General features: G+C 33.8%; 25 protein-coding genes and 1 tRNA gene. 15 read left to right on the top strand and 11 right to left on the bottom strand.

What is annotated here, in order from left to right:
* Window positions 1-8: 8 nt before the first annotated feature.
* Window positions 9-1,901 carry a hypothetical protein gene (locus HM990_RS01805; RefSeq protein ID WP_178987295.1) on the bottom strand — a complete coding sequence of 631 codons (1,893 nt, stop codon included), beginning with the start codon at window positions 1,899-1,901 and terminating at the stop codon, window positions 9-11.
* 114 nt (window positions 1,902-2,015) lie between these two features.
* Between HM990_RS01805 and HM990_RS01800 the strand changes: the two genes are divergently transcribed.
* A complete protein-coding gene (locus HM990_RS01800; RefSeq protein ID WP_178987294.1) occupies window positions 2,016-2,624 on the top strand; it encodes a hypothetical protein in 609 nt (202 codons plus the stop codon).
* On the opposite strand, the gene HM990_RS01795 is transcribed toward HM990_RS01800, so the two are convergent.
* The 8 genes from HM990_RS01795 to HM990_RS01760 form a co-directional block, all read right to left on the bottom strand.
* Window positions 2,619-3,314 carry a porin family protein gene (locus HM990_RS01795; RefSeq protein ID WP_178987293.1) on the bottom strand — a complete coding sequence of 232 codons (696 nt, stop codon included), beginning with the start codon at window positions 3,312-3,314 and terminating at the stop codon, window positions 2,619-2,621. The two genes, HM990_RS01800 and HM990_RS01795, sit on opposite strands and share 6 nt — an antisense overlap.
* Before the next feature lie 179 nt (window positions 3,315-3,493).
* Complete coding sequence (locus tag HM990_RS01790) at window positions 3,494-3,958, bottom strand: ExbD/TolR family protein (RefSeq protein ID WP_178987292.1); 465 nt, start codon at window positions 3,956-3,958, stop codon at window positions 3,494-3,496.
* An 11-nt stretch (window positions 3,959-3,969) separates the two neighbouring features.
* Window positions 3,970-4,605 carry an ExbD/TolR family protein gene (locus HM990_RS01785; RefSeq protein ID WP_178987291.1) on the bottom strand — a complete coding sequence of 212 codons (636 nt, stop codon included), beginning with the start codon at window positions 4,603-4,605 and terminating at the stop codon, window positions 3,970-3,972.
* A gap of 6 nt (window positions 4,606-4,611) precedes the next feature.
* Entirely contained in the window at window positions 4,612-5,049 is a 438-nt protein-coding gene (locus tag HM990_RS01780; protein WP_178987290.1) for a hypothetical protein, read from the bottom strand.
* A 9-nt stretch (window positions 5,050-5,058) separates the two neighbouring features.
* Entirely contained in the window at window positions 5,059-5,823 is a 765-nt protein-coding gene (locus HM990_RS01775) for a MotA/TolQ/ExbB proton channel family protein (RefSeq protein WP_178987289.1), read from the bottom strand.
* A 75-nt stretch (window positions 5,824-5,898) separates the two neighbouring features.
* Window positions 5,899-5,986 (bottom strand) — tRNA-Ser (locus HM990_RS01770).
* A 74-nt stretch (window positions 5,987-6,060) separates the two neighbouring features.
* Window positions 6,061-7,089: an asparaginase gene (locus HM990_RS01765; protein ID WP_178987288.1), complete on the bottom strand. Its 1,029-nt coding sequence runs from the start codon at window positions 7,087-7,089 to the stop codon at window positions 6,061-6,063.
* A complete protein-coding gene (locus HM990_RS01760; protein ID WP_178987287.1) occupies window positions 7,090-7,857 on the bottom strand; it encodes a TatD family hydrolase in 768 nt (255 codons plus the stop codon).
* 61 nt (window positions 7,858-7,918) lie between these two features.
* On the opposite strand from HM990_RS01760, the gene HM990_RS01755 reads away from it, so the two are divergent.
* Together HM990_RS01755 and HM990_RS01750 are read left to right on the top strand one after the other, a co-directional pair.
* Window positions 7,919-8,359, top strand: coding sequence for a retropepsin-like aspartic protease (locus HM990_RS01755; RefSeq protein WP_178987286.1), 441 nt, complete (start codon window positions 7,919-7,921; stop codon window positions 8,357-8,359).
* A 58-nt stretch (window positions 8,360-8,417) separates the two neighbouring features.
* Window positions 8,418-9,047 (top strand): response regulator, encoded by a 630-nt coding sequence (locus HM990_RS01750; protein ID WP_178987285.1) that lies wholly within the window; start codon window positions 8,418-8,420, stop codon window positions 9,045-9,047.
* A gap of 726 nt (window positions 9,048-9,773) precedes the next feature.
* Here HM990_RS01750 and odhB read toward each other — a convergent pair.
* Together odhB and HM990_RS01740 are read right to left on the bottom strand one after the other, a co-directional pair.
* The gene (gene odhB / locus HM990_RS01745) at window positions 9,774-11,039 is read right to left on the bottom strand and encodes a 2-oxoglutarate dehydrogenase complex dihydrolipoyllysine-residue succinyltransferase (RefSeq protein ID WP_178987284.1); all 1,266 of its coding nucleotides are present in this window, start codon (window positions 11,037-11,039) and stop codon (window positions 9,774-9,776) included.
* Window positions 11,040-11,085: 46 nt separating this feature from the next.
* Window positions 11,086-13,845, bottom strand: coding sequence for a 2-oxoglutarate dehydrogenase E1 component (locus HM990_RS01740; RefSeq protein WP_178987283.1), 2,760 nt, complete (start codon window positions 13,843-13,845; stop codon window positions 11,086-11,088).
* Window positions 13,846-14,123: 278 nt separating this feature from the next.
* Here HM990_RS01740 and HM990_RS01735 point away from each other — a divergent pair, with 278 nt between their 5' ends.
* From HM990_RS01735 to HM990_RS01680, 12 genes are all read left to right on the top strand, one after another.
* Window positions 14,124-14,666, top strand: a complete 543-nt coding sequence (locus tag HM990_RS01735) for an alpha-ketoglutarate decarboxylase (protein WP_178987282.1) — start codon at window positions 14,124-14,126, stop codon at window positions 14,664-14,666.
* A gap of 369 nt (window positions 14,667-15,035) precedes the next feature.
* A complete protein-coding gene (locus HM990_RS01730; protein WP_178987281.1) occupies window positions 15,036-15,521 on the top strand; it encodes a c-type cytochrome in 486 nt (161 codons plus the stop codon).
* 6 nt (window positions 15,522-15,527) lie between these two features.
* A complete protein-coding gene (locus HM990_RS01725; RefSeq protein WP_178987280.1) occupies window positions 15,528-16,097 on the top strand; it encodes a fasciclin domain-containing protein in 570 nt (189 codons plus the stop codon).
* A 29-nt stretch (window positions 16,098-16,126) separates the two neighbouring features.
* Window positions 16,127-18,097, top strand: a complete 1,971-nt coding sequence (gene nosZ, locus HM990_RS01720; RefSeq protein WP_178987279.1) for a Sec-dependent nitrous-oxide reductase — start codon at window positions 16,127-16,129, stop codon at window positions 18,095-18,097.
* A 127-nt stretch (window positions 18,098-18,224) separates the two neighbouring features.
* Window positions 18,225-18,815 (top strand): hypothetical protein, encoded by a 591-nt coding sequence (locus HM990_RS01715; protein ID WP_178987278.1) that lies wholly within the window; start codon window positions 18,225-18,227, stop codon window positions 18,813-18,815.
* 26 nt (window positions 18,816-18,841) lie between these two features.
* Complete coding sequence (locus HM990_RS01710) at window positions 18,842-19,279, top strand: nitrous oxide reductase accessory protein NosL (protein WP_178987277.1); 438 nt, start codon at window positions 18,842-18,844, stop codon at window positions 19,277-19,279.
* Between the two features lie 4 nt (window positions 19,280-19,283).
* Window positions 19,284-20,519, top strand: coding sequence for a nitrous oxide reductase family maturation protein NosD (locus HM990_RS01705; protein ID WP_229719344.1), 1,236 nt, complete (start codon window positions 19,284-19,286; stop codon window positions 20,517-20,519).
* The gene (locus HM990_RS01700) at window positions 20,513-21,220 is read left to right on the top strand and encodes an ABC transporter ATP-binding protein (RefSeq protein ID WP_178987276.1); all 708 of its coding nucleotides are present in this window, start codon (window positions 20,513-20,515) and stop codon (window positions 21,218-21,220) included. Before HM990_RS01705 ends, HM990_RS01700 begins: the two co-directional genes overlap by 7 nt.
* Complete coding sequence (locus tag HM990_RS01695; RefSeq protein WP_178987275.1) at window positions 21,213-21,995, top strand: ABC transporter permease; 783 nt, start codon at window positions 21,213-21,215, stop codon at window positions 21,993-21,995. The genes HM990_RS01700 and HM990_RS01695 overlap by 8 nt, the downstream gene beginning before the upstream one ends.
* Window positions 21,996-21,997: 2 nt before the next feature.
* Window positions 21,998-22,429 carry a hypothetical protein gene (locus HM990_RS01690; RefSeq protein ID WP_178987274.1) on the top strand — a complete coding sequence of 144 codons (432 nt, stop codon included), beginning with the start codon at window positions 21,998-22,000 and terminating at the stop codon, window positions 22,427-22,429.
* Window positions 22,430-22,483: 54 nt separating this feature from the next.
* Window positions 22,484-22,882, top strand: coding sequence for a hypothetical protein (locus HM990_RS01685; RefSeq protein WP_178987273.1), 399 nt, complete (start codon window positions 22,484-22,486; stop codon window positions 22,880-22,882).
* A 186-nt stretch (window positions 22,883-23,068) separates the two neighbouring features.
* Window positions 23,069-23,914: a hypothetical protein gene (locus HM990_RS01680; RefSeq protein WP_178987272.1), complete on the top strand. Its 846-nt coding sequence runs from the start codon at window positions 23,069-23,071 to the stop codon at window positions 23,912-23,914.
* Window positions 23,915-24,015: the final 101 nt, after the last annotated feature.

The following is a 24,015-nucleotide window of genomic DNA, read 5'->3' as shown; positions in this document are numbered from 1 at the left end:
CTTTCTTTTTAATTATTACAATTTTCGCAGTAACCTTTCCGTAGGTAATCATTTGCTAATAGTTGAAACGTGACTCCACCTTCTTCTATGGAATTAAATATTTTGCAGTACCTATTCTGGTTAAGATTAAACGCATTGAGCATAATAGCTCTGTAATCATCAGTCTTGGTAAGTTCATTATCCACTAGAGTGAGATTTAAGTAGTAAAACAGTAGGTCTTCATCAACGTCAATGGACCGCACCTTTTGGTTCAATAATTCAGCCGCTTTATCTGTATTAGAATAATAGACTAAAAATTGGGCTAAACTAAAATAATCAAAATCCGAAAGTGAAATTTTCTTGTAGGCATTGGTAATATACTCTACTGATTTGTCTTTATTATTGTAATCACGGTTTCGCATAGCCTTTTCACTTTTAATAATATGATAGTTAATCATCATTCTATCAATAAGTTCTTGAGAAATTCCAAAACTTTTTAGGGCATAAATTTCTGATTTAAATTTAGTATCATTTACAGACTCAAAATTGTGCCGCCAAATTCTAAATTTTAAAGCCACCAAATTGTAACGAACTCTTGGGTTTTTAGCGTCTAACTTTATAAGTTCTTCAAGTTCATTTCGCACAATAATAATTTGTCTTTCATTTAATTGATACTTTATAGCACTATTATTGTTTAAAAAATTTAGGTATTTTAATTGCTTAGGTATTTTCATTTGTTTCAGAACTTCTGGAGATATTTCGTTATTCTTCAGCTTTTCAAAAATAGAATTCTGTATTTGTGCTGCTTTATCTAATTCATTCGCTTTTATGGACGAATTAAAAAGTGAAACCAATTCAGTAGCAGATTTTACCTTATAAACATCTTTTCGTTCTAATTCTAATGTTATAACGGCTTTTCTATGCTTTTTTAAGTAGGGTTCCATCTTTTCTGAAAACGAACCTACTAATTTAGATTTTAATTCGTCCTTATTAAGAAGTTTTAGGTTATCATAACTTGTTCCTTCGATATCGTTTAAAAACTCAACCCAGTTTTCAGAAGAAGAAATTGTCGTTTTAATATCAGATGTTTGATAAGATTGAATCGCTTTTGCAATACTATTTGCGCGTTGCTGTTGTAACTCTATATTGCGCTCTAAACTCCCCTCAATAGATGAATACGCTTTAATATTTATTGTTTTGATATTAAAGTTTGTTAAATTTAGAGAATCATAAACTGGTTTTATATCCTCTATTGAATACTCCGATTTATTCTTCTTAAATGGGATTTTAAATCGAAGCGTTTTATACTTAATTTCAACCTTCTCATCATTAGTATTTTCAACTTTCTCATTTTTAAAACTTAAGGAGTCTAAATACATTCCCATGTCCAATAAGTCCCATTTGTAAGCCTTAAGATCATAAATTACTTGATAGCGCCAGAGTGTTTTATTGCCAAGAAAAAGAATATTGTATTCTAGTTCCTTATTTTTAAGATTGTCTGGAATTTTTCCTACTAAAACCCTAAACAAATTGCTGTTATGTGACTTTAAACCATTTTTGAGTCGTGAGGCATAAACAGGCCTTAGTAATGTACCTTTAATTTGATTTGTTTCTAAATTCTCTACAGCGCAATTATAGATATCTTTTGAAACCACATCAATAGCTATTCCATCATTAGTATTTTTAAATAAACTATTGAACCAAGTTTTGTCGTTAGTCTCAAAATACAAATTGCCATTATCATTTTTTATAGAAAAATTTACCTCTTTTGGTTTTTGCTGAAATGCTGAAAAGCAATCTCCACAAGATTTATTTCTATCCGATTCGGTCATTGGAAAAACTATACCAAAATTCCCTTGAGCTAAAGCAAAATTAATACTTAACAAGACTAGTAAACTTAGAGAAAAGATTTTTTCAAACATTCGTGTTGTACTTGTTTTTTAAACTTAGAAAACAAAATAAATCAAAATTATACAGTTCGCATTACACTGTAGTATGTTTTTTTGAAGATAAAACTATACATTTGCTTCTTACTAATGAAAGATATTATACTCAAAAGCATATCGTTTGTTTTTCATCCTCTAATCATGCCTTTATTAGGTGTGCTTTTTTACTTTTCTAAAACACCGCGATTTATTCCAGAGCCTGTGATGAAGGCTAAAATCTTTTCCATAGTTATTTTAACAATTATTTTACCTATCCTTCTCTTTTTTTTACTCAAAACCATTAATAAAGTTAGTTCCATTTATCTAAAGAGTACCAAAGAACGTTTGATTCCACTATTTATAAATAGTGTAATTATTTTATTGATTTTAATTCGGGTTTTAACGTCAAGCGAGATTATAGAATTGTACTATTTCTTTTTAGGTATTCTTTGCTCTACGTTAACCTGTTTTATCTTGGCAATATTTAAAATAAAAGCAAGTATCCACATGATTGCAGCTTCTGGTTTTTTTATGTTCGCCGTTGCTATTGGGATACATTATCAAATAAATATAAATGGGACTATTGCTCTGATGATGGTAATTCTTGGTGCTATTGCCACTTCACGTTTACATTTAAAGGCGCATACCAACCAAGAGCTATTAATTGGCGTTTTTACAGGAATGGGTCCTCAAATATTATTGCTAAATTATTGGTTATAGGATATAAAACATAAGTCCTATTTTAAGGGCTTTCATGTTTATGGATTCATCGTTAAGTTTAGAATTAGACTCAAAAATGGGATTTAAGCCATAATATACATGAAAATTCCATGTACCATAACCTGCAGACAATGTTAAGCCATATTGAAGTGTATTAAAACTATCGTTATTAGACAGTTTTACATTTCCCAGTTGGCTTTCAAACTTGGTGACGTTATAGAATACATAACCGATCTTAAATCCAGTATAAATCCGCCAAAAATCATAATCTGTTGATGTAGAAGTTCTCCATCTAATTTCCAAAGGTACTTCTATTAAATAAGCGTTAAATTTATTTTTAGAAACGTTATAATCATCTTCATCAATAATGTTGAAGGTAATTTCATTATTAGTTTTTTGAATTAATAAATTCTTTTGGTTATATGAATTTGCAGAAATTCCCAAACCCAAACCTATGGCAAAATTACGTCGCTCGTTTATAGGCATATCTCTAATAAAACCCAAATGAAAACCCGATGAAAAACCACTTTGAGATACATCACTAGGTTTTCCATTGAGTAAATTATAGGTGATAGACGCATAGAATTGATCCTCTCTATAGTTTTTATAAAGTTCTGAGTCAGCTTTCTTGGATTGTGAAAACCCAAACGGTCCAATTAATGCCAGCAAAACAAAAACATATCCTTTCATGTGTTGACATTTTTTGTTTTTAACTTTCACACGCGGTTCGCTATTAATCATTTCCTCAATAACTTTTATAACTTGCACAATTCATATTGATAAAGCTACAAAAAGTTTAAATCACATTACATAAAAAAACGTCCTGATTACTCAAGACGTTTTATATATAAAATTAAGAATTATAATTTCTATTCTTCAATTTTTGTATTAGCTATATACATTACTTTTAAGGCATTGGCCTTACGTAATTCTTGCTTAATATCTGAAACTATACCAGCATTGGTATTTTTATCGACCTTAAGCGCTACTACAACTTTACTTTGCAATTCTTCATTCATTTCAGAAATACCTTGATATATTGAAGATTGTACATCTTCTACAGTAATAAAAGCATCATTGTATTGAATTCTTGGTTCTTTTCCAAATTGCTTGTATTGTTCGCTAGGTTTACCTGCATAGATAAAAATAGTTCTATCTTTTTTAAGTTTCTCTACTTGATCTGCACTTGGTAATTGATTTTCAATCATTAAAGTACTATCTCGCATTACCGTTGCCACCATAAAAAAGAAAAGCAACATGAATACAATATCTGGAAGTGATGCCGTTGAAATCGCAGGCAACTCACCTTTATCCTTTTTTCTAAACTTAGACATATTTGTTTCTTTTAATTTTTATCAGGTTCTGCTTCGGACAATTTCATAGGAAATAAATTCTTAATGGTCTCAATACGCTCATTAAGTACCTCATCCTTACTAAACTGATTTTTTTCTTTCTCTTCTAACATTGCGGTAAAGACCTTATCTGCTTCTGGATAATACTTTCGATATAGTCGTTCAGCTTCACGCTCTCTTAAGTAATTATAGGCGGCTACAAGTTCGTTCTGTACCTCCATATATTTCTCATAAGTCGTTTCCCTATCGTGTTTCATAGAGATAATTGCTTTATCAGGATGATCCGATGAAGACTCATCTCTCTCCCCTTTACAATAATCACAAGATTGACCGGCTGGATTTGTACCACCACCATTATCCAAAAAGTCAATGGCCGCTTGTCGTAAATCCTTTAAAGGCATTTCTTCGTCTTCCACTAACAATTGATTATTTCGGTTGATTAAAACCGTAAATAAATTCTTTTGTTTAATTATAGGTGGTTCATATTCAGTGTCATCAATAGGTGGCAAACTTCTTAATAATCCTTTATCTTTTTCTATAGTTGTTGTTACTAAGAAAAATATAAGTAATAAGAAGGCAATGTCAGCCATTGATCCTGCATTTACTTCGGGTGCTGCTCTTTTTGCCATGTTCTATTATTTATTGATTACTTTTTTAACTCCTGAAAAAATCATGGAAATTGCAGCTATTGCTAATAACACATAGAATGCTATCAGACCAGCGCCTACCAAATGGGATTCTCCTGATGTCGCCATTTTATCTCCATTTTTATAAGCCACTGTATCTCCTCCAGAGATTACATAAGCAATAATCAATACTGCTGCAAACGCACCAACACCTATTAAGGTACTTTTAAGAGAAGCCGTATTTGTAAAGAGGTTTTGCAAAACAAAAACCAATACAAATAGCACAACCAATCCTAATATAATATAGGCCGTATAAGCCATAGGCTCAAATAAACCTGCTTTCTCACCTGTTTCCATAGCTTCGTCACCGGCAGCAATAATTCTCACAAGAGAAATGATACCGAACAAACTAAGAACAGCTGCAATAATTTTAAATATTTTGTGCATAATTGTTTTTTATTTTTTGTGTCTTACTAATAAATCCATCAATGTGATAGAAGCATCCTCCATGTCATTTACGATACTATCAATTTTAGCAATGATGTAATTATAAAATATTTGAAGTATAATCGCTACGATAAGACCAAATACTGTTGTTAAAAGTGCTACTTTAATACCACCTGCTACTAAGGAAGGTTGCATATCACCAGCGGCTTCAATTTTATCAAAAGCTTGAATCATACCTATTACCGTACCCATGAAACCTAGCATTGGAGCCAAAGCGATAAATAATGAAATCCAAGATACATTCTTTTCTAATTGTCCCATTTGTACACCACCATAAGCTACAACCGCTTTTTCAGCCGCATCAATATCTTCATCGGCTCGGTCTAAACCTTGATAGAATATAGAAGCAACAGGTCCTTTTGTATTTCTACAAACCTCCTTTGCAGCTTCAATACCTCCTGAGTTCAGTGCATCTTCTACATTTTGGGTTAATTTTTTAGTGTTTGTTGTTGAAAGGTTTAAAAAGATAATTCTCTCAATAGCAATGGCTAATCCAAGAATTAAACATAGTAGTACAATACCCATAAAGCCTGGACCACCTTCAATAAAACGCTTTTTTAATTCTTGGTGAAAACTCACATCTTCAGAAGCTGGTTCTTCTTGAGTTACACTTGTTACAGTTGCTGTTGTTGAAGCTAATGTTGTTGCATTTGCATTAACAGTTCCGATAGCCATTAAACATGTTATGGCAAGGATAGAAAATAATCTTTTCATTGTTCTGATTCTTAATTTTATTAGTTAAAGTGTTAAAGATAAAAAAAAATATGTAACAATCGCATAAAATATGAGCAGAGAGGAAGGGATTCGAACCCTCGATACCCTTTTGGAGTATACACACTTTCCAGGCGTGCGCCTTCGACCACTCGGCCACCTCTCTGTAAATTTAATTAAAAATTACACGATGCCAAATAACAAAAAAATCTTCGAACACTAAAATTTAAACTGTTATTTTTAAGAGATTTCTCCTCTTAAGGACATTTCAAAATAATATTGAAACTTTTTAGGGTCTATTTTCTCCCCTAATAGATACATCATTTTTGCAATTGCTGCTTCGGTGGTGATATCTTTCCCTGAAATAACGCCTATAGATTTTAATTGTGAACTGGTTTCGTATAGCCCCATATTTACACTTCCTCCAACACATTGTGTGACGTTTATAATGTGCAGGCCGTTCCTTATGGCGTCTCTTAATAATTCTATAAACCAAGATTCTGTTGTTGCATTCCCAGAACCATAGGTTTCTATGATTAATCCTTTTATTAATTTACTTGTTAGAATGGCTTCGCAAATCGGTCTGGATATGCCCGGAAATAGTTTTAGCACACCAATATCAGCATCCATGGCGGTACGAATAATTAGTTCCGTATTCGGTTTTGGTTTCAATAGATATTCTGAGTTAACTTTCAAATGCACACCAGATTCCGCTAAATGTGGGTAATTATACGATTCAAAGGCTTCAAAATGTTCAGCGTTTAACTTTGTGGTTCTATTCCCTCTATACAATTTGTATTCAAAATATAAGCCTACCTCTCTAATTACCGGCACCCCTTCTATCTGTAAAGATGCCATTTGAATTGAAGTAATTAAGTTTTCCTTCGCATCAGTTCTTAAATCTCCTATTGGTAATTGCGAGCCTGTTAAAATAACAGGTTTTGCGAGATTTTCTAACATAAAACTGAGCGCCGAAGCCGTATAACTCATCGTATCGCTACCATGTAATACAACAAAACCATCAAATTTTGAATAATTATCACTTATTATAGTTGCAATATCTGCCCAATATTTAGGATTCATATTTGAAGAATCTATCGGTTCTTTAAAAGAAATCGTTTCAATTGTGCAGGCCAATAATCGAAGTTCTGGTATTTTATCCAATAAACTTGTGAAATCGAACGCTTTTAAAGCACCTGTATCGGCATTTTTTATCATACCAATAGTGCCACCTGTATATATTAATAGGATGTGCGGTTGTTTTGTCATTTAAATTCCGAATATAGCTTTAGAATTTTCAGTAGTAATACTAGCAATTTCTTCCGGGCTTTTGCCGTAAAGTTCAGATAATTTTTCCAATACCTTATATATATAGGAACTTTCATTTCGTTTTCCTCGAAATGGTTTTGGTGCTAAATAAGGCGAATCGGTTTCCAAAACAATGTGTTTAATATCTATTTGATTGATAAATTGGTCTATTTTACCATTTTTGAACGTAACCACGCCGCCTATTCCTAATTTCATATTGTATGACAAGGCCCTTTCTGCTTGTTCAAGCGTTCCTGTAAAGCAATGGAAAATCCCGAATAAATCATCGGATTGTTCTTCTTCTAAAACCTCGAATATTTCATCAAAGGCTTCCCTACAATGAATCACTATTGGTAGTTTGTACTGTTTTGCTAGTTTGATTTGATTTTTGAAAGCTTCAATCTGGATATCTAAAGTAGATTTATCCCAATATAAATCGATTCCAATTTCACCGATAGCATAGAATTTTCTTTTTGCTAATTGCCCTTCAACATGAGCCAACTCTTCTTCATAATTTTCTTTTACCGAAGTTGGATGCAAACCGGCCATTAAAAACACATACTCCGGAAACTCTTTCTCAAGTTGAAGCATAGATGCTGTATAAGTGGAATCTATTGCAGGAATAAAAAAACGCTTTACATTGGCCTCAAGGGCACGTTTCATCATTTCTGCCCTGTCATCGTCAAAGGCTTCACTATACAAATGAGTGTGTGTATCGGTAATTATCATTTTGCAAAAATAAGGGTATTAACGTTTGATACCAATTCTTATCTTTGTACAAATTGCAAACATGGACACATTAAAAGACTTTCTCGAAACTAAAGGGTATTCTAAAGTGAAATTAAAATTTACCAAAACCAATCATTTTGAAATCAAAGCCTCAATTAATGGTATTAAAGGCCGTTTCATTCTAGATACAGGCGCTTCAAATAGTTGTGTGGGTTTTGAAGCTATTGAGCGTTTTAACCTTAAAGTAAAAGATTCTGAAATTAAAGCTGTTGGTGCTGGTGCGTCTGATATGTTGACTCAAATTTCTAATTCCAACGCTATTAAAGTCGGAAAATGGAAAAAAAATCGTGTTCCTTTGATATTGTTCAACCTTTCTCATGTCAATAATGGCTTAATTAACCATAATGCCGAACCTGTTGACGGTATTATAGGGGCGGATGTCTTAAAAAAAGGAAAAGCTATTATCGATTACGAGAAAAAATACCTGTATTTAAAATTATAATCTCAATATAATAAGCTAAAGATTCATTACCTTTAATGTCCACTGATTTAATAGCAAAATGAACCCTACCATCATCATCGCAGATGACCATCCCCTTGTGCTCAAAGGTCTGCAAGATTTTTTAATAGAAAAGGATTTTAATATTTTAGCGAGTGCAAAAAACGGAAAAGAAGCTTTGGCTTTAATAAAAGCACACACGCCAGATATTGCCATTTTGGATATAAAAATGCCTTTTTTATCTGGACTACAAATTGCATCCAAATGTAAAGCAGCAAAGATTTCAACCAAAATTGTTTTGATAACGTTCGAAAAAGACGAAAAAACATATGATGAAGCCAAAGCTCTAGGTGTTTATGGTTATATCTTAAAAGAATTCGCTTTAGAAGAAATTGAAAATTGTATTGCTTCTGTTCAAGCCAATAAGGCTTATTTTAGTCCAGATTTATTAGAATTTATCGAATTGCAGGAGCTTCCTGAACATTTTGACACCTTAACTAGTCACGAAAAAAACATTGTAAAGTTAATCTCAAATAACAAAACAGGTGTTGAAATAGCAGAGGTACTTTCTATATCTACCAGAACCGTAGAGAAGCACAAAAGTAATATTATAAAGAAGTTAAAATTAGAAAGTAAACAAAACAGTCTCCTTATTTGGGCCAAGGAAAATTCAGAATTCATAAACTCTTAACCAAAAAAATCAAAAAATACGTAAAGTTACGTATAGTATCATATTATTTTAATGTAGACCTTTACACCAGTGATATAATTGTTATCAATTAATCATTGTTATTAATTAAGGGTTAATAACGAGCTATTAGTTAGTTCTTAGGGGATTATTTAAGTCTCGGACACTTGTCCGAGACTTTTTTTATGAAATAAGGTCAAAAAACTCAAAAAATACGTAAAGTTACGTATAGTATGGCATTACATTTATTACGAAATTTACACCAGCTATTAATAAAATACCTATTTGAATTTTGAAATCCTGTATAGAAAACGAAGTTGCTTTTTTGTTCTATGACGCTGTGATTTGTTTTCATAGCCCGAGCTACGGAAATAATGAACAAGGAAATAGAACGGAAAATGAACGAGTTTGATTGTGGTAATTCAAAGTTTAAATAGGTATAACCTCAAAATCAATTCAATAAAGCTCTGAATTGACTTATAGTTCAGTGCTTTTTAAAAAACATCAACGCTATGGAAACCATGAAAAACGAAACCTCATCAAAGAACGATAGACTATTCATCGCATTATTAATTGTTAGTTCTATAATCGTAATATCGGCAAATATCGCTGTTAATTTTTTTAGTTAATTTTAGTTATTAGTTAGTTCACCTCTTGTTAGTTAGGAGAAAAAAAAGCGCAACTCAATGGAGTTGCGCTTTTTCAGTTTTATATTCTTATTGAAAAGACTTACATCTCTAAAGCTTTCTTTACATTATTATCCATCAATAATTCTTCCGGACTTTCCAAAGCTTCTTTTATAGCGACTAAGAATCCAACAGATTCTTTGCCGTCAATAATTCTGTGATCGTAAGACAAAGCCACATACATCATTGGGTGGATTTCAACTTTACCATCTACAGCTATCGGTCGCTCAATAATATTATGCATTCCTAAAATACCACTTTGTGGTGGGTTAATGATTGGTGTTGATAACATACTCCCAAATACGCCTCCATTGGTAATGGTAAACGTACCACCAGTCATTTCGTCAACAGTAATCTGTCCTTCTCTAGCTCTAATAGCCAAACGTTTTACTTCAGATTCAATGCCTCTAAACGATAGGTTTTCTGCATTTCTAATGACTGGTACCATTAATCCTTTTGGACCAGAAACGGCAATACTGATATCTACAAAATCGTACGTCAGCATGTTTTTTCCATTTATCATGGAATTCACAGCCGGATACATTTTTAATGCACGCACAACAGCTAAAGAAAAGAAACTCATAAATCCAAGACTTACGCCGTGCTTAGCTTTAAAGTCTTCTTTGTATTGCTTACGTAATTCAAAAATAGGTGTCATATTAACCTCATTAAAAGTGGTTAACATAGCTGTCGTATTCTTAGCTTCAACTAAACGTTCAGCTACTTTACGACGCAACATGGACATTTTACTACTCGTACTGCCTCTGTTGCCACCAGTTGGAGTTCCCATGGATGGCACAGCTTTTACAGCATCATCTTTTGTGATTCTACCGTCTTTGCCTGTTCCTTTGATTGCAGAAGCATCCATATCTTTCTCAGCGAGAATCTTTTTCGCAGCAGGACTTGCGGCACCTGAAGCATACGTTTTCTCAGCAGGATTAGGTGCTTTTTCACCTGTATTTGGCGTCTGCTCTTGTTCTTTCTTTAAGTTATCCGCGACGTTTTCTGAATTTCCGCCTTCATCACCGCCCTCGTAAGTGGCTGGAGCATCACCTTCTCCTTCTGGTTTTGCTGCGCTAGTATCAATTAAGCATACAATAGCGCCTACTTCAACAGCATCGCCTTCTTCCGCTTTCAAAGTAATTGTTCCACTTGCTTCTGCAGGCAGTTCTAAAGTTGCTTTATCACTATCTACTTCTGCAATGGCTTGGTCTTTCTCTACGTAATCACCATCTTGCACTAACCATTCTGCTATTTCTACCTCAGTAATTGACTCGCCTGGCGAAGGCACTTTCATTTCTAAAATCATGCTTTGTTTTTTTATTAAGCTCTAATTTGCGTTGTGTTAATTCTTTTTATCTCTGGTTGTTTTTGGTTTTATCAAAAACGTAATCTATAACTTGTTGATGTCTCATTTTTGAACGGACCGAACTACCAGCTGCTGGTGCACCATAAGGCCTTCTGCTCGCAGCTCTAAATCGTTTGGCTTCATCTAAATTTAGCAACAAGTAACTGTAAGCTCCCATATTTCTAGGTTCTTCCTGAGCCCAAACAATATCGTCTGCATTTTTATATTTTTTGATAACCGCTCTAATATCTTCTGCTGGTAACGGAAACAATTGTTCTATTCTTACCAAAGCCACATCGTCTCTTTCTAGTTTTTCTTGCTCTTCCAATAAATCATAATAGAACTTACCGGTCATAAAGACTAAAGTTTTCACTTTATCTACATTAGCATTGGCATCATCAATAAGCATTTGGAAACTTCCATTTGCAAATTCTTCAACCGTTGAGACCACCTTTGGATGACGTAACAAACTCTTTGGCGTGAATACAATTAACGGTTTTCTGTAATCGGCTTTCATTTGTCGTCTCAATAAATGGAACATGTTAGCTGGTGTTGTACAGTCAGCAACAAACATATTGTCTTTTGCACAGAGTTGTAAATAACGTTCCATACGTGCCGAAGAGTGTTCTGCGCCTTGGCCTTCATAGCCATGGGGCAACAACATGACCAGTCCATTCTGAAGCTTCCATTTATCTTCCGCCGCAGAAATATATTGATCCAACATGATTTGCGCACCATTACTGAAATCACCAAACTGTGCTTCCCAAATGGTCAATGTTATTGGGCTTGCCATGGCATAACCGTAATCAAATCCTACAACACCATATTCTGACAGTAAAGAATTATAAATAAAAAATCGACCTTGTTTATCACTTATATGATTATGAAGCACAATTTCTTCCTCGCTATCCTCAACCTTTACAACGCCATGACGATGCGAAAAGGTACCTCTTTCAACATCTTGTCCAGACATACGAACGTCATTTCCTTCTAATAAAATTGAACCATAAGCCAAATGCTCTGCCATGGCCCAATCCAATTTATCTTCATCAAACATCGTCTGCCTCGACTCCACTAAACGTTGAATCTTTCTTATAAATTTTTTGTCCTCTGGAAGATTGGAAATGGCCTTTGTGATTTTTTCCAGCTTAGCTTTAGGATAAGTTGTGTCGACAGGCTTCATCATTTTATCCTCTTCTGCCGTCTTAAAGTTCACCCATTCATTTTGCATAAATGGTGTGATTTCCGTTTTCTCTACCTTACGTGAATCCTCAAGTTTTTCTTCAAGTTTATCCTTGTATTCTTTTTCAATTTTAGAGACAAAACCTTTATCAATAACGCCTTCTTTCAATAAGCGCTCTGCATAAATATCCCTTGGGTTACTATGTTTTGCAATAGCTTTGTACAACAACGGTTGCGTAAATTTAGGCTCATCCCCTTCATTATGCCCATATTTTCTATAGCCTAGCATATCAATAAACACATCGCGCTTAAATTTCATTCTAAAATGCAATGCGAATAACGTAGCATGCACTACGGCTTCGGCATCGTCTGCATTTACATGCAAAACGGGAGATAATGTGACTTTACCAACATCGGTGCAATATGTACTAGAACGTGCATCTAGATAATTAGTGGTAAAACCAATTTGATTATTCACTACAATATGAATTGTTCCATTAGTTTTATAACCCTCCAATTTTGCCATTTGTACAACTTCATAAACTATTCCCTGGCCTGCAATAGCTGCATCGCCATGCACAACAATAGGCAATACTTGCGATGGATTATCTGGATATTTATCGTCTTGCTTCGCTCTTGTAATACCTTCTACAACGGCACCAACTGTTTCTAAATGCGAAGGATTTGGAGCGATATTTATATTTATTTTTTTACCATTGTCAGTTACACGATCGCTGGTCCAACCTAAATGGTATTTTACATCACCATCAAATACTTCTTGCTCATAATCCTTACCATCAAATTCGCTAAAAATATCTTTTGCTGACTTGCCAAAGATGTTAGTCAATGTACTAAGTCGACCACGATGTGCCATTCCCATGACAAATTCTTTCACACCATGTTCTGCAGCATTTTCAATCAAAGCATCTAAAGCAGGAATCAACGCCTCTCCTCCTTCAAGAGAAAATCGTTTTTGACCTACATATTTGGTATGTAAAAAGTTTTCGAAAGAAACCGCTTCATTTAATTTTCTTAAGATTTTTTTCTTTCCCTCGTTAGTAAAATTCGCATGATTGTCATTGACATTAAGTTTGTTTTGAATCCAATCAATTTCTTCAGGCTGTCTAATGTACATGTACTCTATACCAATAGACTCGCAATATATTTTTTCTAAATGGTCTATGATATTTTGCAAAGTAGCTGAAGAACCCAAACCAAGAACTTCACCGGCTGAGAAAACAGTTTGCAAATCATTTTTTGAAAGTCCGAAGTTTTCGATTTCTAAAGTCGGCGCATATTTACGCCGTGCCCTTACTGGATTTGTTTTTGTAAACAAATGCCCTCTACTTCTGTAACCATCAATAAGTTTTAAAACCTGAAATTCTTTTTGAACCTGTTCTGGTATCTGTGCAGAAACACCTTCAACAATTTCACCGTCTAAACCATAATTTTCTGATCCAAAATCGTAACCTTGAAAAAAGGCACGCCAACTAGGCTCTACAGAATCTGGGTTTTTGAGGTATTGGTCGTATAAATCAGCAAAGTATGCTGTATGTGCTGCGTTGAGAAAGGAATATTTATCCATTATACTTTTTGAGACGTTGTCGTTTCAACATAATTTAGTCAAAAATACAACTTTTGCTAAATATAGATGTCGTTTTATTATATTTATAACACTGAACTTATCTTGACTTTTTCTATTCCCTAAAAAATGGATTAAATTTACTCATATTTCAGCTATTTTATTAAGCTTAGCTATGCTATGACTTTCAAAAATAGTTTCATCTGATCAAATTTATTTCTCATTTTCGGTTAAACACAAAAAATCAAGATGAGTTCAATTAGAAAATAACAATTCTTATTATGACAACTATTAATTTAATTAAGATTAAAAAAACTATGATCTCTAGCATTTTAATTTGTTTTTTTATCACATTATCATATTCACAAAATCAATCAGATAACAATACTTTTTGGAAAAATGTGCAATTCGGTGGAGGTATTGGTCTAAGCTTTGGAGATGGCTTTTTCAGTGGAGCAATTTCCCCAAATGCCATTTACAGATTCAATCCCTACGTAGCAACAGGAGTTGGTCTTAATTTTTCTTATAGTTCTCAAAAAGAGTTTTTTAAATCTACTGTTTTAGGAGGAAGTGTTCTTGGTTTAATTAACCCTTATCGAGAATTACAGATCTCTGCAGAGTTTGAACAATTGAACGTCAATCGAAATTTTGACGAAAGATTTGTAAGTAATGTAGATGACAATTATTGGTATCCAGCTTTATTCTTAGGGGCAGGATACACGAGTAGAAATGTGACGATTGGAATTAGATATGACGTATTGTATGATAGAGACAAAAGTATTTATGCTGAAGCTTGGATGCCTTTTGTACGTTTTTGGTTTTAACAAAGGCTCATAATTATATCGTTATAGGTATTCAGCATTGGCAAGACCTAAAACATTGTTTATTGTATCTACCTTTTAAATTTTTATTTCAATTTTTTCTTTAATTTTTTTAGAGGGCTTCTTGGTCTATTGGTATTGATAAATTTTTTACAACGCTATTTACGCAAAACCCGCAATGCTATAAGCTTCAATTTGTTTTAATACTAACAATCTTTCCAGTAAAAATTCTAGACAAAAACCATTATCTCCTTAAATAGGATAAATTTATCCTAAATATGATATTTATCATATTTTTTTCATGTTCTCGTCTATAAATTTGTTGAAAATTAAAGAAACATTATTTCATACGTTAAAATCAAATCTAAAAATATGAGAAAATCACTAAAACTATTATCTATTATCGCTATTGCAACTTTAGTTAGTTGTGGTGGAAATGACAAAAAGAATGAGGACTCTCCTTACGGTAAAAAAGAACCTGTCAAAACAGAAAAGAAAATACCAGCTTCGCAACGCGTAGCACTTTCTAACAAAGGAGTCGGTCCAGTTACCTCTTTAACCTTACCTGCAAATATTGACCAGGATATGGCTGCTAATGGGCTTGAGATTTACAACAAAATGTGTACAGCATGCCACAAAGCGGACAAGAAATTTATTGGTCCTGCGCCAACAGGTATTTTAGAAAGAAGAACACCGGAATGGGTTATGAATATGATATTAAATCCAGAAGTTATGGTCAAAGAAGATCCATTAGCAAAAGATTTATTAATGGAATTTAATGGTGCACCTATGGCAAATCAAGGGCTTTCAGAAGAAGATGCCAGAGCAGTATTAGAATATTTTAGAACCTTAAAATAATTTCCTATGAAACTAATCAAAAACCTGTTCTTATTTTTTGCAATCGCAGTTTTTTTCTGCTCATGTAAAGATGAGAACAAAAACGCTACAACAACCACTGACGTAAAAACAGAAACAGAATCAACAGAACGGACTGGTCAAGCTTTTATTGAAGGTGATGAAAGTACAACTGTATTAAGTATTGCTATTGGATCTATAGATCACACTACTTTGGTTGCTGCAGTACAAGCTGCTCAATTAGAAAATGCATTGGTAAATGCAGGACCATTAATGGTTTTCGCACCAACAAATGAGGCTTTTGCCGCATTGCCAGAAGGGACAGTAGAAAATTTATTGAAACCTGAAAACAAAGATGCTTTAGCTAATATCTTAAAGTATCATGTGACTCCTGGGAACTATTCCCAAGATTTTTTAAAGAAATTTAAAAAACTAGGTCAGGCCAACAACGGATATGTAAAAGTAGAAGTTGTTGATGGCGAACCTATGATTGGAGGGGCAAAAATTCTTGCTAGTATTAACGCAGGTAATGGAATCGTTCACGTAATCGATAAAGTTTTATTACCACCTACAGAATAACTATAAACACTATTTAAATATATATAACAATGAAAAACATATTAAAATCAACACTTGCAATAGTAGCGGTTTTTGCCGCATTTACGAGTTGTAATAATTCTGGTAAGTCCAATGGAAAATCTGGTGCCTTATCAAGTAATATAGCTGAAAAAGTGTACGTCGCTCCTGGTGAGCACGACTCTCACTATGCTTTTATCTCTGGTGGTTATAGTGGAAACTTAACGGTTTACGGCTTACCATCTGGTAGAATGTTTAAGGAAATCCCTGTATTCTCACAGTTTCCAACATCTGGTTATGGGTATTCTGAAGAAACAAAACCAATGTTAAACACCTCTCATGGATTTATTCCTTGGGGAGATTCTCACCATCCGGATATTTCACAGACTAATGGTGAAATTGATGGTCGTTTTATTTTTATAAATGAAAACAATACACCTAGAATTGCAAAAATCGATTTAAAAACATTTGAAACCACTGAAATTATTGAGGTGCCAAACAGTGCAGGTAACCACAGTTCTTCATTTGTAACTGAGAATACTGAGTATGTTGTTGCAGGAACTCGTTTTTCAGTGCCAATACCACAACGTGATATGGCAATTAAAGATTACAAAGGTAATTTTCAAGGTGCTTTATCATTTATAAGTGTAGCTCCAGAAACAGGTAATATGGATATTAAATTCCAAGTTTTAATGCCTGGTTTTAACTATGACTTATCACATCCTGGACGTGGAAAATCTCATGGTTGGTTCTTCTTCACTACTTACAACACGGAAGAAGCAAGCACCTTATTAGAGGTTAACGCTTCTCAAAACGACAAAGATTTTATTGCAGCAGTCAACTGGAAAAAAATTGAAGAGTACGTAAATAATGGTGGTGGTACAATGATGCCAGCTGATTATGCACATAACGTATATGATGAACATACACATACCGCAACTTCTACAATGAAAAAAGAAGTACGTGTGGTTAATCCTTCTGAAGTTCCTGGAGCAGTTTATTTCTTACCAACTCCAAAATCCCCTCATGGTTGTGATGTTGATCCTTCTGGTGAGTATATTGTTGGTAACGGTAAATTATCTGCTAACTTAACCGTACATTCATTTACAAAAATGTTAGCTGCTATTGAAGGCAAAAAATTTGATGGTGAAGCTTATGGTATTCCAATTTTAAAATTCGAGGATGTATTAGCAGGTTCTGTTGAGCAACCAGGATTAGGCCCTTTACATACAGAATTTGATGCTGAAGGAAATGCTTATACTACTTTCTTTATTTCTTCAGAAGTTGTAAAATGGAAATTAGGAACTTGGGAAGTTATCGACAGAAAACCTACATATTACTCAGTTGGTCACTTAACTATTCCTGGAGGAAATTCAAGAAAACCACAAGGTAAATACATGTTCGCAATGAATAAAATCACAAAGGACAGATACTTACCAACTGGTCCAGAAATGGAGCACTCTGCTCAACTTTATGATATTTCTGGAGATAAAATGGAATTACTTTTAGATTTCCCAACGCATGGAGAACCTCATTATGCAGCTGCGATGGAAGCCGATCTAGTTAAGGAACGTTCCCAGAAAATCTACAACTTAGAAGACAACAAACACCCTTATGCTGCTTTTTCTGATGCGGATGCTAAGGTGGTGAGAAAGGGGAATGAAGTTCATATTTACATGACAACTATTAGAAGTCACTTTACACCAGATAATATTGAGGGTGTGAAATTGGGAGACAAAGTATATTTCCACGTCACTAATCTAGAACAAGATTTTGATGTCCCTCATGGTTTTGCAGTACTCGGTCAGAATACATCCGAATTGCTCATAATGCCAGGACAAACTAAAACTTCGGTTTGGGAACCTACAAAAGTTGGTGTATGGCCGTTCTATTGTACTGATTTCTGTTCTGCACTGCACCAAGAAATGCAAGGCTATATAAGAGTATCTCCTGCAAATTCTAACACTCCACTAAAATGGTCAATGGGAGAAGATATAGAATAATATATCTGTAAAAATTAGAGAGATTTTGTTTTAGTGTTTATTTCTCTAACTAAGGCGAGAGTTGATTTTTCGCTCTCGCCTTTCTTTTTTAAACACTAAAATTAGTCAAACAGCAAGTCTAAGTATTATGAAAAAGCAGAATATAATTATGATTATAGCAGCATTGCTACCTTTAGGATTGTTTCTTTTTCCACTTTGGAGAATTACTTTAGAAGCTCCTCAATATCCTACGCCTTTAGCAATGAATATTCATATCAATGATTTTTCTGATGTGCATCCACATGACATTAAAAACATTAATTTAATGAATCATTATGTTGGGATGCAATACATTCCAGATGCTATTCCTGAGTTTAAGATTTTTCCAGCAGGTATTCTTATTACAACGGTATTGGGCTTGTTAATTGCATGGAAAGGCAACTACAAATGGTTTTTAGGCTGGTTTATTTTAATGGTGGTTCTAAGTCTTGCAGGTATGTACGATTTTTATCTTTGGGAGCACGATTATGGTCATAACTTAGACCCAAAAGCCATTATGAAATTTACTAATCCAGATGGGACACAAATGGGCTTTCAACCGCCACTTTTTGGTTCTAAAGATATCCTGAATTTTAAGGCGCATTCTTATCCACAATTTGGCGCTTTATTTTTAGGATTAGGAATTGCTGCAGGTTTTGTAGCGTATATTGTAGGTAAGAAAAATAAATCTACGGCCTAACTCCAAAAATACTAAAACACTAAAAAATGAAAACACTAAAACACTATTCAGCTTTTGCGATACTCTTGCTATTTCTAAGTTGTAATGTCTCTCCGCAACCCATTAATTATGGTAGCGATGGCTGTGCCTTCTGTAAAATGACAATAGTAGATAAAGTCCATGCCGCAGAGATCGTTACTAAAAAAGGTAAGGTTTATAAGTTTGATGCTACGGAATGTATGATTAATTACATGAAGGATTTTAATACTTCTGAAATTGAATTATATCTATCAAATAACTACACAGAACCAGAAGTGTTGATCGATGCCACTGAAGCCACATTTTTAATCAGCGAGAATATCCCAAGTCCTATGGGAGCTTTTCTTTCTGCCTTTGAAAGTAAAGTAGACGCCGAAAAATTTAAAGCTGAGAAAGGTGGTGAATTATACACCTGGGAAGAACTTGTAACGAAATTAAATAACTAGTTTCATGAAACATTTTTTAGTTTTTCTTACAGTCATTTTAATGGCTCACTCAACTATTGCTCAAACTATCGAGATTTGTAATACCTGTACTATTTCAACTTTGAAGGAAGGTATTGCACAAGCCAAAGATTTTGATACGATTCTCGTAAAACAAGGCACTTACAAGGAACACAATGTTGTAGTTGACAAGCCTTTAACAATTATAGGTGAAAAATATCCTGTAATCGATGGCGAATTAAAAGGTGAAATAATTACAGTCACTTCAGATAATGTAACGGTTGACGGCTTGTTCATTATTAATGTTGGCACAAGCTATACGGAAGATTATGCTGCTTTAAGAGTTCGTAATTCCAAAAATTTTGTCATTCAGAATCTAGTTTTAGAGAAACTGTTCTTTGGTATTTACATTGAAAAATCAAGAGACGGAAAAATATATCACAATAAAATCATTGGTGATGCTGTGGAAGAATATAATTCTGGTAATGGGATTCAACTTTGGTACAGCAAAAATATACGAATAGAACACAACTTTGTTCAACATGTACGGGATGGGATTTATTTAGAATTTTCTGATGATTGTGTAATTAAAAATAATGTGAGCGCACTCAATATACGCTACGGATTGCATTTTATGTTTTCGAACAACGATATTTATCAAGACAATACTTTTGAAAACAACGGAGCTGGCGTTGCCGTGATGTTCTCTAAGCATATTGAGATGTACAACAATATTTTTAAGGAAAATTGGGGAACTGCTTCTTACGGCTTATTATTGAAAGAAATAAACGATGCCGAAATCGTGGGCAACACCTTTGAAAACAATACTATTGGTATTAATATTGAAGGCTCTAACCGTATTAATTATAAGCACAATACATTTTCCAATAATGGATGGGCCATTAAAGTAAAAGGGGCATGCTATACCAATAAGTTTACCGAAAACAACTTTTTATATAACTCTTTTGATATCGCTTATAATAGTAAAGTTAACGACAATGAATTTGATAAAAACTATTGGAGCAATTACACAGGTTATGATCTCGACAAAGATGGCATTGGCGATGTACCCTATAGACCAGTAAAACTATTTTCATACATAGTAAACCGCACACCAGAAACTATCATTTTATTGCGTAGTATGTTTATTGATATTATTGACTTTTCAGAAAAAGTATCACCTGTTTTTACACCAGATGATTTATTGGACAACAACCCACTAATAAAAAAGCTAACATGGTAACGATTGAAAACCTACATAAAAAATTTGGCAAGAACGAAGTCTTAAGTGGTGTTGACCTTCATATTGGAGAAGGAGGAATTTTCGCTGTTCTTGGACCGAATGGTTCTGGCAAAACGACCTTAATTAAATCAGTTTTGGGCATGGTTATTCCTGATAAAGGTAGCATCACGGTAATGAATGAGAACATAAAAAAGAATTCCGACTACCGATACAAAATTGATTATCTACCGCAAATTGCGAATTTTCCAAGCAATCTGAGGGTTAAGGAACTCATTAAAATGATCAAGGATTTGCGCAAGCCAACCAACGAGGATAAACGGTTAATAGAACTTTTTAAATTAGAACCTTTTTTAGATAAAAAATTGGGTAACCTTTCAGGTGGTACCAAGCAAAAAGTGAACCTGGTGCTGACCTTTATGTTTGATAGTCCTATTATTATTTTAGACGAACCAACTTCAGGATTAGATCCAATTTCACTGATTAGATTAAAAGATTTAATTCAAGCAGAAAAAGCTAAAGGCAAAACCATCCTTATCACCTCTCACATTATGAGTTTTGTAGAGGAAATTTCAGATGAAATTGTATTTATCCTTGAAGGTAAAATTTATTTTAAAGGCACTATTCCAAAATTAAAAACCAAGACCAATCAACCTGATTTTGAACATGCGATTGCGTCTATATTATCCGATAATCATGCTTAAGATATTAAAATATAGTTTTTACGATTTAATGCGTAGTCGTTGGAGTTACGTCTATTTCGCCTTTTATTTATTATTAGGTGTTGTGTTATTATTTTTAAACAACGACCTTTCAAAAGCGGTCATAACATTAATGAATGTCATCATCGTTTTAGTGCCTTTAATTGGGACTATTTTTGGTGTCATGTATTATTATAATTCCAAGGAATTTACAGAATTGTTGTTGGCACAACCCTTAAAACGTTCGTCCATCTTTTTAGGCCAGTACTTAGGAGTGGCGCTTTCACTTTCCATGAGTTTAATTTTAGGTTTAGGGACTCCATTTGTATTCTATGGCCTATTTGAAAGTAGCGCCATATGGGACTTTTCCCTTTTACTGATTACTGGGACTTTTTTAACGTTGATCTTTACGGCTCTAGCATTTAATATCGCCTTATCCAACGAGAATAAAATTAAAGGATTTGGTTATGCAATTTTACTTTGGTTATTTCTTGCAGTGATTTACGATGGTTTGTTTTTAATGACACTAATTATGTTTGAAGACTATCCATTAGACAAATTATCTTTGGTAGGCACCATGCTAAATCCAATAGATTTATCCAGGACCTTAATCCTTTTAAAGCTCGATATCTCCGCCTTATTGGGTTACACAGGTGCTGTTTTTAAACAATTTTTTGGAACAAGTTTTGGATTAATCGTCTCTTTTGCGATGTTAACCATTTGGGTTGTAATGCCAGTTTTAAGAATTATATTTAAATCGAAGAAAAAAGATTTTTAATTATGAATCGATTAGTGTTAAAAACGATCATCATTGTTTCGGTGTTATTAAGTTGTTATTCCTGTAAGAATGACAAAACAAAAACGACGATGACATCAGAAATTAAACTTCAAGGATTAACCTTAAACAACAATGAAAAATGGGTTGCCAATGAAGAAACACATATGGGCATGCAACGTATAGATTCCATTTTAAAAAACAATGTTCTTAATGATGGGAAAACATTAGGTAAAGCACTCTCTAAACAAACCAGCTATATTATTAAAAGTTGTGATATGACAGGAGATGCACACGACCAACTACATATAGTACTCGTCCCTATTTTGGAAGAGATTTCCGAAATAAAAGATATAAAAAGTACTTCAGTATTAGAGAAAAAAGTCACAACTTTGCAAAACCTAATAGAGACTTATTTTAATTATTTTAAAATTTAAATAAACGTGACAAAAGTCATTCTATTTAAGATATAATAGTCCGAATTTAGCGGCATGATATTAAAGGTTACATACAAATTAACAGCCTTGTTCTTAACGTTCGTTTTATTGGCGAACAATATTAACAATGTCGTTATTGTAACCGATTTTTTAATTAACCAAGATTTTATCGCCAAAACACTTTGTATTCAAAAAGAAGAGCAAAAAGGGTGTAACGGAAAGTGTCACTTAACCAAACAATTGGTAAAGAATAACACCGCTTCAAACTCAGATACACCAATGCCAACTACCGATAGAACGCGTTTGGACGTTTTTGTGGTTAATGCTATTGCAAATCATAAGGTTGAAGATTTCTATCACGTTAGAACTTTGCAACATCCTTTACATTACAGAATAAAAGCACCGAATTCAGGCTTTTATTCCATACCTACTCCACCTCCAGATTTAAGTTAGTTTTTTATTGTGCTCTACCGAGAGCAGTCTTCCATTTTTGAAACCAATTCGGCTTCAAACAGGATACCTACATTAAAAAATGACTTAAACATTACATAATGAAATGTCCCTTATACAAATTTTAAATTTTGTAAACGTATCACAATGGACATTCCATTTGTCAATAATCTTAAATAAAAAAATCAAATGAAACTTAAATATTTAATACCAATCGCATGTATTGCGTTATTCTTTTCATGCTCAACAGATACCGATGATGACCCAACAACCATTAACGAAGTTGAAGGATTAGAACTTATTCAAACCATTACTAATGGTAACGAAACCATAGAACTTTACAACGAAAAAGGCATGTTCGAAACCGGCTACAATATGATTAGCCTTCGCATAAAAGACAACACAACAGATACTTATATTGAAGATGCAACATTGTCTTGGATGCCTATGATGCAAATGCCATCTATGGAACATTCCTGTCCTAAATCTTCTATAACAAAGGCTTCGGGAAAAGACACGGTTTACGAAGGTTTTATCATCTATCAAATGACTAACGACGATGGTTCTGGTTGGTCGCTGACGCTAGATTATAATATAGATGGCACTGACTATTCAGTTACTGAAACCATAAGCGTAATGCAGTACGACAACCAAAACTCAGCAAGTTTTATGGGTAGTGACGATAACAGATACATTTTAGCGTTAATAGAACCAAAACATCCAGGTATTGCTGTAAACACAATGAAAGTTGGTTTGTTTAAAATGGAAAACATGATGACGTTTCCTGTGGTAGAAGATAACACCATTGCACTAGATCCGCGTATGCCAGGTATGGGCAATCATAGCTCACCAAACAATACAGATTTGACGTTTAATAATGCAGATAATTTCTACTATGGCAATTTATCCTTGACCATGACAGGTTATTGGAGGTTAAACCTGAAGCTTTTGGATGCCTCTGGAGCGGTTTTAAAGGGTGAAAACGTAACAGAAGATAACGAGTCTAGTAGCTTGTACTTAGAACTGGAATTTTAATTTTCCTTACTGTCATATTGAGCGCAGTCGGAATGCTTTAGAAACTTAATCATAAAAGCATTTTTAGGCTGCTCTCAAATAGACAGTCAGTTTTCCCTTAT

The sequence above is a fragment of the Winogradskyella schleiferi genome, from assembly GCF_013394655.1.
In the GTDB taxonomy this organism is placed as follows: Bacteria; Bacteroidota; Bacteroidia; order Flavobacteriales; family Flavobacteriaceae; genus Winogradskyella; species Winogradskyella schleiferi.
The sequence above is the reverse complement of the archived record's forward strand: the minus strand, read 5'-3'. Positions and strand labels throughout refer to the sequence as shown.